This window comes from Pontibacterium sp. (assembly GCF_964228735.1).
Taxonomy (GTDB): domain Bacteria; phylum Pseudomonadota; class Gammaproteobacteria; order Pseudomonadales; family Balneatricaceae; genus Pontibacterium.
Genome location: NZ_CAXRBQ010000004.1, coordinates 1 through 11,415, shown reverse-complemented (window position 1 = coordinate 11,415; position 11,415 = coordinate 1). Strand labels below are relative to the sequence as shown.

The 11,415-nt window shown below is 50.4% G+C and carries 8 protein-coding genes and 1 riboswitch; of the genes, 4 read left to right on the top strand and 4 right to left on the bottom strand.

Features of this window, described 5'->3' with window-relative positions:
- From ACEQ15_RS00335 to ACEQ15_RS00325, 3 genes are all read left to right on the top strand, one after another.
- Positions 1 to 246 (top strand): hypothetical protein (locus ACEQ15_RS00335; protein ID WP_370276948.1); only part of this gene is annotated, 246 nt, incomplete at its 5' end.
- A gap of 160 nt (positions 247 to 406) precedes the next feature.
- Positions 407 to 1,426 carry a hypothetical protein gene (locus tag ACEQ15_RS00330; protein ID WP_370276946.1) on the top strand — a complete coding sequence of 340 codons (1,020 nt, stop codon included), beginning with the start codon at positions 407 to 409 and terminating at the stop codon, positions 1,424 to 1,426.
- Between the two features lie 85 nt (positions 1,427 to 1,511).
- Positions 1,512 to 2,471 (top strand): ChaN family lipoprotein, encoded by a 960-nt coding sequence (locus ACEQ15_RS00325; RefSeq protein WP_370276945.1) that lies wholly within the window; start codon positions 1,512 to 1,514, stop codon positions 2,469 to 2,471.
- 707 nt (positions 2,472 to 3,178) lie between these two features.
- Here ACEQ15_RS00325 and ACEQ15_RS00320 read toward each other — a convergent pair.
- The 4 genes from ACEQ15_RS00320 to ACEQ15_RS00305 all read right to left on the bottom strand — a co-directional run bounded on the left by ACEQ15_RS00320 (position 3,179) and on the right by ACEQ15_RS00305 (position 8,697).
- Complete coding sequence (locus tag ACEQ15_RS00320; protein ID WP_370276944.1) at positions 3,179 to 4,591, bottom strand: aldehyde dehydrogenase family protein; 1,413 nt, start codon at positions 4,589 to 4,591, stop codon at positions 3,179 to 3,181.
- 87 nt (positions 4,592 to 4,678) lie between these two features.
- Positions 4,679 to 5,980, bottom strand: a complete 1,302-nt coding sequence (locus ACEQ15_RS00315) for a hypothetical protein (protein ID WP_370276943.1) — start codon at positions 5,978 to 5,980, stop codon at positions 4,679 to 4,681.
- A 220-nt stretch (positions 5,981 to 6,200) separates the two neighbouring features.
- Positions 6,201 to 7,016 (bottom strand): general secretion pathway protein GspB, encoded by an 816-nt coding sequence (locus tag ACEQ15_RS00310; RefSeq protein WP_370276942.1) that lies wholly within the window; start codon positions 7,014 to 7,016, stop codon positions 6,201 to 6,203.
- 1 nt (position 7,017) lies between these two features.
- On the bottom strand, positions 7,018 to 8,697 hold the full coding sequence (locus tag ACEQ15_RS00305) for an AAA family ATPase (RefSeq protein WP_370276941.1): 1,680 nt from the start codon (positions 8,695 to 8,697) through the stop codon (positions 7,018 to 7,020).
- 260 nt (positions 8,698 to 8,957) lie between these two features.
- On the opposite strand from ACEQ15_RS00305, the gene ACEQ15_RS00300 reads away from it, so the two are divergent.
- The gene (locus tag ACEQ15_RS00300; RefSeq protein ID WP_370276940.1) at positions 8,958 to 10,349 is read left to right on the top strand and encodes a sigma 54-interacting transcriptional regulator; all 1,392 of its coding nucleotides are present in this window, start codon (positions 8,958 to 8,960) and stop codon (positions 10,347 to 10,349) included.
- An 866-nt stretch (positions 10,350 to 11,215) separates the two neighbouring features.
- A riboswitch (cyclic di-GMP riboswitch) is annotated at positions 11,216 to 11,299 on the top strand.
- Positions 11,300 to 11,415: the final 116 nt, after the last annotated feature.

The window sequence follows — 11,415 nt, the reverse complement described above, 5'->3', positions numbered from 1 at the left end:
ACTTTAGCTGTTACGACATCCAATGCATCGCGCGTCTCTTTGTCCAATGACGATGAGTTAATGATCGCGAGCGTGAGCTACGCAATATCAGGCCCTGGATTGGTATCTGGTGACCAGCTCTTAGAATTTCCAGACGAAAGCACACAAGATGATGCGCTAAACGAAAAAACGGAAGCTGAGTTAAAGGACGACGAGATGAGACGACTGTATCTAAAACTCATTTTGATGAAGGGTGTTGGCCATTAATACTGAGAACTAATTGATTCACAGTGCAAACCTGATGAAGTACGCGTGAAAACATCTCAAGTCCGGGTATTCGCTATCATTGCAGCCGTTAACTAAACTTTACAGTACTTGGACCGTTGTTGTGTTTTTTTGAAAACTAATAATTACAGGTGCCCCTGTTATGAAACGGTTACTTAAAAAGCAAAAGGGGCTGACAACCGTTGAATATGCCCTTGTCGGCGCGCTCGTGGCTGCTGCGGTTATAGGCAGCTTCCAATCCTTAGGAAATACAGTATCAGGTAATATTGCAAGTCTCTCTGACACCGTGGATGGGGATGTAGTAGCGTCCACGACCTCGGGCTCAGGTGGCGGTGGTTCATCATCTGGTGGGTTTGGTGGCGGTTCAGATCCCTTCTCTTCTGGCGGGTCTGGCGGTGGTTCGGGGGGCTCTTCATCCTCTGGTTTTGGAGGCGGCGGAGGTTCTGGAGCTGGCTCTTCAGGTGGTGGCGATGACCTAGCAGGTTCAGGATCTGGTGGTTCATCTGGTTCATCTGGTTCATCTGGTTCTTCCGGATCTGGTGGTGGAGGCTCAGGCCTTCCAGGCGGTGGCAATGATATAGCTGCTGCAGGTTCGGGGGGCGGTGGTTCATCCGGTGGTTCTGGCTCAGGATCTTCCGGTAGCGGCTCTTCCAGTGGCTTTAATGGCGGTTCTTCCGGTAGTTCAGGCTTTGGCGGTTCTTCTGGTGGCTCATCCGGCGGTTCAGGCACCGGTAATACAGGAACAGCAGGCATTACTTCTGGAGGTGGATCTGGTGGTTCTGGAGGTGGCGGCTCTGGAGGCAGTGGCGGAAGCGGTTCTGGAGGTGGATTTGCATCTGCTGCTCTCGCAGGTACCTCAACAGCAATTGAGGGTTCTAGCCAAAGCACGGGTAAATCTAACTCTTCACAATCTACTACTCAAACAGCATCTGGGGGCTCTGGTGGTGGTTCATTCCTGAACTCCCCTGAAGTTGCAAAAGTGAAACAAACTGCAAAGGAATATACTGCTGAGGCTGCCGGTGTGGTGGGTAATCTAGGCCCGACGTTCTGGGGACTGCTTGTTGTACTGTTCTTCGTCTTCTGGTGGTTATTGACGCGCCTTTTCGGTGGCGACAAGAACCAGACTGCGCCGAAAAAGAAAAATTACGGAATGTATAATTGAACTAAGATCTGAGTAGAAAATCATTACGTAAACCCCCAAGCGGAAACACCGATTGGGGGTTTTTGCATATGGAGGCGTCTTGTTTATGTTGAAGCACTGTATCCGATTATTCTGTTTTACCGCCCTGACCTTCTCAGTGGGAAGTTTTGCGCAAGATGATTGGCAATCACCGTTGGAACGCGATCATCCCATGGTGGGTAAGGTGGTGGACCTGAAATTACAGAAAGTGATCTCTCCGAATGTGCTTCTTGAAAACCTGGCGCGTGCCGAAGTTATTCTGATTGGTGAAAAGCACGATAATCCAGACCATCATATGCTTGAACAACGCATATTGAGTGCGCTTGCAGAGCAACCTGCCGAAGTTGTGCTAGAGATGCTGGATGACAGCCAATCTTCCCTTCTTACAGCTTTAGACCGCGAAGCTCAGGGCAATCAGCTCAAACAAAGTCTCCAGTGGAATGATAAGGGCTGGTCATGGGAATCATATGGTCCTCTCGTGGAGCTGGCTGTCTCCAGTGGGTTTAAGCTTACTGCGGGCAATCTGTCACGGGAACAGGTAAAGAAAATCTATCAGCGCGGCTCTGAGGAGCTTACCGCTGATGATCGGCTTACGTCTGCGCTCAGCGTTAATGACGAGATCAAACAAACCCTGCTAACCGAGATATACGAACAGCACTGTAAGATGATGCCACGAGAAACTCTCCATCCGATGTTAAGTATTCAGTTGGCCCGTGATGCCAGAATGGCGAGTGCAATTGTTGATTCAGAGGCGCCGCAGGTTGTTTTAGTTGCGGGCGCCTACCATTTTAGAAAAGACTCTGATGTCCCACTTCATTTGGCGCTTAAAAACGCTGACAACAGGGACCTGGCAGTTGTTATGCTGATGGAAGTTGATTCGGAAATTGACGACTATGACGCTTACCTGGTGGATCAAGTCGCTGCGGCGGATTATGTATGGTTCACACCGAAATCCACGGATCGTGATTATTGTGCTGACCTCAAACACAGTAAATCTGATTCAAGCTCTGATACCTCATCAAATTAAGCTGTTTTAAACAGGATTTACAGCTGGTTTAGGCGTCCTACTACCCAAATACGAAATCCTTCGTATTGCTCTAATACATGATTAAGTCCTTAATTAGCTTAACTGTTATGACTTCTCCAGCGAAAGAGTCTTATAACAGGTTGAGTTCCAGATCAAAGCCGAAAAATCCGGAACTCTAGGGAGCAAGGATGCTCTAGAATTTTCAAGATTTTCTACAGTAAAGAGTTGTTCAAAGCCGAGAATCAATTCGTTACTGTCTCCATCCTAAGGGCACGTAGTTCGTGCCCTTTCTTATTTCTGCCCTCTTCCCCTCATTGATAGTCCTTCGGTCTTTTCGTGCCGTTTGTTTTTTGTGCGAGTTGTCCGCTTACTATGATCTGTGTGGGAACGACGCCAATACTTCTCCCGTAACGAGTTCAATTTGTCATCAGTGACTTGCTGGCATTCCTGGCGTTGGGCAACACCGCTTCGCGGGTTGGCCAACCTACAACGCTCACGTAGGTTGGTCTTCGCATCGCGAAGCCCAACAAACCCGATGCAAAGGCAGGTGGTTGGCTCCTGAAAAAAAGCAGGAACCTGAAGGTTCCTGCGAACTCCAGCATGAGAAATTGCTAGACAGCCAGTTGACAAGAAAAGTACAAGAAAAGAGCACACGAAAGTGCTGCTGCGGGATTATTGAACCCCGCAGCTTGAGGGGAACGCAGGACTTACTTATTGATGTTCAGCGTTTGAGGGACTGTGTACTCCAGCAGGCCTTCCTTACCGAACTCCACACCGAATCCGGACATCTTGCAGCCACCAAACGGTGCGTGTGGAAGGACTTCCGCATGACCGTTGATCCACGCAGTACCACACTCAAGACGCTGAGCGACTTTCTGAGCGGCTTCGATATCGGATGACCACACAGAGCCACCAAGACCTACTTCACAGTTGTTGGCCAGTACAACAGCCTCTTCCACGTCGCTGTAGCGGATGACCGGCAGCACCGGACCAAACTGCTCTTCAGCAACGATGCGCATATCATCCGTTGCATTCGCTACGATGGTTGGTGGAAAGAAGAAACCTCTACCGGATTTCGGTTCGCCGCCACACAGTACCTGGGCGCCGTTCGCTTTGGCGTCCTCCACCAACTCTTTCACCAGTTCAAACTGATCTTTGTTCTGTACCGGTCCAAAGGTTGTGCCTTCAGCCATGCCATCGCCAACAACCTGGGCGTTGGCGATAGCGACCAGTTTTTCACAAACCTGATCGTACTGACTGTCGTGAACATAGAGGCGTTTTAGAGCCGCACAGGTCTGGCCCATGTTCAGGAACGCGGTCTGGAAGATACCTTCTGCGATGGCATCGATGTCTGCATCCGGAAGGATGATGCCTGCGTCGTTACCGCCCAGTTCAAGGGTCAGGCGTTTCAGGTTGGATGCAGCGTTACGCATGATCGCCTGGCCGGTTGGGGTGGAACCGGTAAACACAATCTTACGAATTTTCTCGTGGCCGGTAATTGCACTACCAATACCCGCTTCGCCTGTCAGAATGTTCATCACACCTGCTGGGACTTCTGCGTTGATAATTTCAGCCAGCATGATGGTGTTGAGCGGTGTCAGGCCGGATGGTTTGCAGACAACGGTGTTACCGGTGCGCAGGGCTGGCATGATGTGCCACACAGCGATCATCAGTGGCCAGTTCCAGGGAGTAATGGAGCCTACAACGCCCAGTGGCTTACGGTGCAGCTCGATGCGTTTGTTCTCGGAGTCTTCCAGCACTTCAACTGGGATCTCCAGATCGGCTGTGTAACGGGTCCAGGCCACAGCGCCGCCCACTTCCGCCTGAGCCAGGAACATCGGCTTGCCCTGCTCTTTTACGATCACCTCTGCCAGAGCTCCCGCATTTGCTTCAATGCGGTCTGCAATGCGGTGCAGGATCTGTTTGCGTTCTTCGTCGCTGCTGTACTGCCAGGTCTTGAACGCTTCTTCTGCTGCATCTACCGCGGCATTGAGCTGCTCGACGGATGCGTATGGACAGGCGGCAACAACCTCTTCTGTCGCGGGGTTGATCACATCAAAAGTGCCACGATCGCCCGCTACCTTATTGCCGTTAATGATTAAACTGAATTCTGTCTGCATGGAGGTTGTTCCTTTTTATAGGTTGTTATACCGAATAAACCGGCCCACTTTGCAGGGGGCCGGTATTTGTTCGTCCGATCCTTATGATTAGAACGGTACGATCGCCAGTACCTGGAAGTAGGTATTGGTGTCATCGTTACCCTGGGTGCTGGATGCACTGTCAGGGGTGTAGAAGCTAACCAGTGGGCTAATGATCAGGTGATCTGCGGCCACCCACTCTGCCCAGATGTTGATTTCGTTTGCGTCGTTAGTGCCTGCGCCGTTGTTGGTGTCGCTGAAGTCAAAGTACATTGCGCCAACGGTCAGGGTTTCGCTTGGAGAGGCTGTTACGCCAAGGTAGTGAACGTCAGAATCGGTACCGAATGGACCCGCGTAGTTCGCCGCAACTTCGCCCTGGAACCAGGTGCCGTAGCCACGGTTGAAACCGAAGAACAGTGGGTCGTAACCGTTGTCGTAGCTGGTGTAGCGATAGTTAACAGTCGGAGACCAAGGCATATCCGCAAAGGTCCAGCCCGCTTCTGCATACCACGCGTCTGAATCAGCGCCAGTTACGCCGTTCTCTTGGGTGACGTATTCACCGGACAGGAACAGGTTTTCTACACCGGCATTGCCCTGGTAGCGGACGCTCAGTGTCTCCTGACCATCACGACCCTGCTGGCCGAAGAAGTTTGCTGCCGTGGAATCAACGTCCAGCCCTTCCAGATACATCGCGCCGAATGTGCCGGTATCAGATACGTGTTCCAAGTTAATACCCGCCATCTCTACGCTGGACTGGGCAGGGTTGTCTGATTCGATCCAGAAGATGTCGGAGCGCAATCCAGAGTCACCGCCTACTTTCAGTACTGCGGTTTTATCAAACGCTTTACGCGCAGCCAGCCAGTACGCACCACCGCGGTTGGCACTGAAGCCAGGAACGATACCGTCCAGGCCTTCACCCATATTCAGGGAGTCGCCGTTCAGGATGAAACCGTCGCCGATGGTCACGTTCTGGCGACCGATGGAGAAATCGATCATGTCGTTGCGGAAGCCAGCGTACAGATCTTCGATCTCGGTTTCACTTTCGTCACCGGTGGTGAGGCCTGCAGCGTCACCGTCACCAAAGGTTGCAGATGTGAGTACATTTGCCGCGCCGTACAGAGCAGTGTCATCACTGATCGCAGTGCTGCCGGAGAAACCGTACTTTGCGTAGACTTCGGTCCAGCTTGGATCGCTGTCGCTGTTACCGTAGGTTTCCTGGCTGCTGAAGTACCCTGCAATCACTTCAAGATCGAAGTTCAGTTCTTTACCGTCTTCGTTTACCAGGTTGTAGGCAGATGCTGTGCCGGATGCTGCAGCAATAGCCGCGCCCAGTAAAACGCCGGATAGACGGCGTTTTATCTTCGTATTCATTGTGTTCATCCTCCGCAGTAGCGTTCTTAATTGTTTTTATTGATGAACTTCTACTGCAGGCAGGAAGGGGAAGCTGCCACAACGCAAAAGTTCATGACAGTTAGACTAACGCTGGGCTGTAAATAGGATTTGCTGGCGATGTAGAGAGTTGTGCAGAGATGTAACAGTATGTAAAAGGCGCCTGTGGGAGCGGATACTCCCACATCGGATAAGGTGCAGGTTAACGTGTCGTACGCCAGAATGGACGGTTATTGAAGGACAGAATCACCCCGTCTTTGGTGATCTCTTTCAGTTTTAGCGCGTTGCTGATCTGATCCCCCTCCCGTAGTCGCATACCGTTGATTTTCACAAGGCGTGATGCGGGTTTAGCGGAGTAGATATGAACCGTAAAGTTCAGTTCAGGTAACGCCCTTTGAACCTGCAATGGCAACTGTTTCTGATGCGGAATGCCTGCGTACGGATCGGGCTGTTTGGGCTCTTCAGAAACCGGTGCGGCTTTCGGCTTCGCTAACGCTAAGGTCGCTGCCTCCGCTATCTCTGGTTTCTTCACAACAGGTTTGGGTTTAGCGGGTTTTGGTGCTGCAATAATGGCTTGTTGTGTGAGATTGTCAGCAAACCGTGTACTCGCAACCGACAGGTCATTTTTACGTGCTTGTGTGGTGTTGATACGCACGTTTTCTACCGTGTCCAACGCTTCCGCAGAAAGCAGCCACTCATCGTTACGTAATGGCGGGTCCGATACCTTGATCGGCAACGATACCTGAACCTTGGCGTCTGGCGTTGTGGAAATCGGCGGCACTGTTTCTGGTGGTGTTTGTTGCACTACCTGAATCTGCGGTTCGCCCTGATCCAGAATCGATTTTCCGGCGATGAGTACGATCGCAATAGCCAGAAATACCACACCGGCCCACATATAGGGGATTGGCTTACCGCTGGATGTTTCGACTACCTGAAGGGTTTGCGTCTGGATATCAGGGACCTTACCCCGATTTCGATCGCGATCTGAAGTTTTCAGGGCGTCCAGTATGTATGACATATCACGCCTCCCCTCGCAGTGTTTTCAACATCGGCGCTTTTTGATCACTAACGGAGTTGAGCAGGATCGCTGTATGAGGGCCGACTACGCCATCGGGAACGAGCCCGTTACTGGCCTGGAAGCGTTTCACTTGTCGAACGAGGCCGCCGTCATAGGTTTGCAGCCTGAAATAACGCGGTGCCCTACTCTGTGACAATGCCAGCTGACGATCAAGCCAGATTACTTCCGGGCCTTCCATGCCTGGATGTATAGGAGCCTTGTAGTGTTCCGGCACTCGCCACATCACGGTGTATTTGCCGACCACCCATAACTTCAGGTCTTCTACTGATACCCGGCGCACTTCGCCGCCGATAGCAACTTCAGCAACACCATTTTTTACGGCCAGTAACGTGCCGAAAAAGTTCTGCCCTTTAGCGTTGAATAATTTTAGTACCGCGGGACGATTGAGATTTATCAGCTCTTCCAGACTGCCGATGTTGAATAGGCAGCGTAGCCCGTTGGTTTCTGCAAAACGGCATACGGCGGGCTGTTTTTTAGGCTCATAGGTCAGGTTCCACTGTTGCATCAGTACTTTATAAGCCTGCACTTCCGTCCTGGATGTGTCGGTACCCGTAGGCCACTGCCAGTTGGCTGGATTCGAAAGTTCCTGGCCGCTGCTAATAGCACCTGGATTACCGGGCAACGCTATATTTGAGATGGTTTGTTCGCTCTGTTCAATCACCTGTGCAGTGACGGTTTTCGCAGACTGAATCAGGTTTTGATCCGGATTCTGAGTATAAAGCACGTAACCAAGTGCGACAGTCGCAAAGACACAGGCAGCAATGGCCAGTGCCACAACGCCCCGCTTTTCAGTCCGTTCTGATATTGCCGGAGAAGAGTCACCAAATACCTCATTGGCAGCCTTGCCGATTGTTTTCTCCTCTACCCGGTTTTCCCGCTGAACGTATGCACCCAGCAGTGCGCGATCACAAATGATGTTTACTAAACGCGGAATACCTTTGGTGAGCCTGTATAAGCGTTTAATCGAAGATGGCGGGAATAGCTGACCGTCAACACCCGCAACAGACAAACGATGGGCAACGTATGCAGGGAGCTCTTCTCTGGTCAGTGCCCGTAAGTGGTAACGTGCGGTGATGCGTTGGTTTACCTGCCGTAATTCCGGTTGTGACAGCTTCTCGGTTAATTCCGGCTGGCCAATCAGGATGATTTGCAACAGTTTCTGGGTGTTGGTTTCAAGATTGGTCAGTAAGCGGATGGTTTCGAGTACATCTGCCGATAAATTCTGTGCTTCATCGATGATAAGCACTGTGTGTTTATCGTTACGGTGGTTTTCCAGCAGGTGTTCGTTGATCGCGTCAACGTAATCCTTGAGCTCACCCTCTTTACGGCACTCAATATTGAGTTCGTCGCAGATCGCTTCGAGCAGTTCGATCGCCGTGTACTGGGGATTTAGGATAAAGGCGATCTCAGTATTTTCCGGAAGCTGCTCCAGCAGGCAGCGCGACACCGTTGTTTTACCGGTTCCAACTTCGCCCGTCAGCAGCACAAACCCGCCGTTACTGTTAATGCCGTAAAGCAAGTGAGCCAGCGCTTCACGGTGTTGTTCGCTCATATAAAGGAAGCGCGGATCGGGCGCAATTGCGAAAGGAGGTTCTGATAATCCAAAGTAGTTGCTATACATGGCAAGTACCCCTTGGTTTCAGATACAAATATAGATCTGACCGGGAATAAATGCGCAATTTTTGTACAGTGGTTCTTACATCTTCCTCCTTTATGCGTTCACGTTAATGACATATTTAGATTCGATGTAACGCATGTTTAATAGCAGTGTATTGCAAGGTTTTCACCTCAGCCCCAAGAATCGGTGTCTACACTTAACTTATCTATGGGTTGTATAGTATTTGCACACCTGTTTACTGGTAACAAATTAAGGTCTTAGCTATGAACCCGGTTTCACAACTTACGCAGCGAGACGATGGAGGAGTTCGTAAAGCGCTATATCTTGACATGGCGGAGTACCATCCAAGCAACATCGACAGCTTTCATTTCGATGATTGGGCGCTCGACAGGGTTACAACTTCGCCCCGTGCAAAAGCATGTATTCATGACTATCACTATCTGGTCGGAATAGTGTATCTGAGCCACCTAAGTGATCTTCAGCGTCAGCAAGTCATGGATATCGTTAGTAGAGAATACAATACGATATGGATTGCGCTTATCGAACACAATGATCTTCTGGATGCAAATTTTCAGCACCTTATCTGCGCTAACTTTTACGACTATTTCACGCTTCCTTTGGACAACAACCTGAATTATCTGAAGGCAACTCTTGGACATGCCTACGGTATCGCCCTGCTGCGCTCGTTGGAAAGCCAGGGCGCAAATGAGTACGAGCAAACAGAGATGGTTGGCTCCAGCGAGCCGATGCGAAAGGTCTTCAGTGAGATACGCAAAGTTGCAAATGTAGACGCGCCCGTGATGATAGGCGGCGATACCGGCACCGGTAAAGAGATGGTTGCCCGCGCGATACACCAGCGTTCTGCTCGGCATGATGGGCCTTTTATTGCGGTCAATTGCGGTGCCCTACCGGATACACTAATTCACGCTGAACTGTTTGGGCATGAGAAAGGCGCTTTCACAGGGGCTTATAAACGCAAAATTGGGCGTATTGAGGCGGCACAAAACGGTACGATTTTCCTGGATGAAATCGGCGACCTGCCTTTGGAACTTCAGGTATATCTGTTGCGTTTCCTGGAAGAACGAACGATTGAGCGCCTGGGAGGTAATGAAAGCATCCGTGTGAACGCACGGGTTATTGCCGCAACGCATGTCGATTTAGAAAAGGCTGTCGAAGAGGGACGGTTCCGTGAAGATCTTTATTATCGGTTGAATGTACTGAATATTCAGATGCCGACACTGGCAGAGCGTTTTGAAGATATTGAGCTGCTTGCGCGATACTTCCTGCGGAAGTTCTCTCAGGAATATGATAGCCGCGTGCAGGGATTCTCGGCGCAGGCCATCGAAGCGATGAACAAACACCACTGGCCGGGAAATATCCGCGAAATGATCAACCGGATCAGGCGTTCTTTGGTTATGGGGGAAAATCGCTTGATTACACCAAGCGATCTTGGTCTTTCCCAAGCACCAGTTTCGTTAGAGGTCATGTCCCTCGACGAAGCTCGTAACCATGCTGAAGAGATGGCCGTAAAAAGTGGTTTGCACTACTCCCACCACAACATTACGAAAACTGCGAAGATCCTGGGGGTCTCCCGTGTAACCTTGTATCGCCTTATCGACAAGTATGGGTTGAAGAAAGATGTTTCAGCACCTTAACAGTTTTATAATGTTTTCCTCAAAGCCGAAATAGTACCTTCTTGAAAATTAAGAATTTTATTTGATGGCTTGAAGGTTGCATACTTATCTTGTAGGGGATGGAGGTAAGTATGCACCGCAGTCCACACACTAAATTATTCCATCAGGATAACGATAACGGTTCCTCGCCTGATCGTAATCTACCGGTTAACAGTGCCCACAACGCTAATCAAACGGTCGCGTCTTATCCCCATCTCGTCCCTTCTATCCGCAGCCGATCCCGCAGGTTGCTACATCAACATGTTCATTACAGTGCAGGTCCGATCATTCTGTTATGGGACGAACTTGACGAGAGCATCATGTCCGCAGATGACGCTGATGTTTACGATAATGACATAACTGACCTTGAGCACCAGTAGCTATCGGACAGTTGCGATTTGGTCAAAAAGTTCCTGAACAATCGATCACTTTTTATTCATTCGAACGTACGTTTTATTCCACAACTGTATAAGACATGAACAGTTGTTAATGCTAGGATGCACCCCGTTAATTTAGTTTACAGCGTGTAAAGCAAACGAACCTGAGGAAGGTGATTGTTGGCGATACGTTGTGGGGAACAAGCTGATTGCGTCCGTGATGCCGGGTTTGGGTAGGGAAATCTGGCAGAGACCGACACACTTCTTGCGTACGTTACATGCCCGCACACGTATTTTTACGCCTCCTCTTTTTCACCTCGCTTTACCACCCGAATGGCTGAACGCATCCACTCTGGACAGGGAAGGTCAACGGGCACATTGATGTGATCGGATAACGGTCTCACTGACGAGAGTCGGCCACAGGGTCTGTTCGCGGGAAATCAGTACCGCGCAAAGAATTGAAAGATCCTCTCCGGATAAAGGCACAACCTGCGAAAGCAGGCGTCGCAAAGTAACGGGTCCCATCAATGTTGTGGGGACGGCCGCACTGCCCATGGAGAGTAATCCCCTGACGCGTCAGTACGTAGCAGTCGAGGATCTTTCGCGAACCCAATTTGCGGAGATTCTCATGACGCTCAAGGCGCCAAAACCTACACATCTACTTGCTTCAA

Excerpts from the sequence above, each read along its gene's own strand:
- ACEQ15_RS00330 (WP_370276946.1), top strand. The coding sequence starts at position 407 with ATGAAACGGTTACTTAAAAAGCAAAAGGGGCTGACAACCGTTGAATAT.
- ACEQ15_RS00325 (WP_370276945.1), top strand. The coding sequence starts at position 1,512 with ATGTTGAAGCACTGTATCCGATTATTCTGTTTTACCGCCCTGACCTTC.
- ACEQ15_RS00320 (WP_370276944.1), bottom strand. The coding sequence starts at position 4,591 with ATGCAGACAGAATTCAGTTTAATCATTAACGGCAATAAGGTAGCGGGC.
- ACEQ15_RS00315 (WP_370276943.1), bottom strand. The coding sequence starts at position 5,980 with ATGAATACGAAGATAAAACGCCGTCTATCCGGCGTTTTACTGGGCGCG.
- ACEQ15_RS00310 (WP_370276942.1), bottom strand. The coding sequence starts at position 7,016 with ATGTCATACATACTGGACGCCCTGAAAACTTCAGATCGCGATCGAAAT.
- ACEQ15_RS00305 (WP_370276941.1), bottom strand. The coding sequence starts at position 8,697 with ATGTATAGCAACTACTTTGGATTATCAGAACCTCCTTTCGCAATTGCG.
- ACEQ15_RS00300 (WP_370276940.1), top strand. The coding sequence starts at position 8,958 with ATGAACCCGGTTTCACAACTTACGCAGCGAGACGATGGAGGAGTTCGT.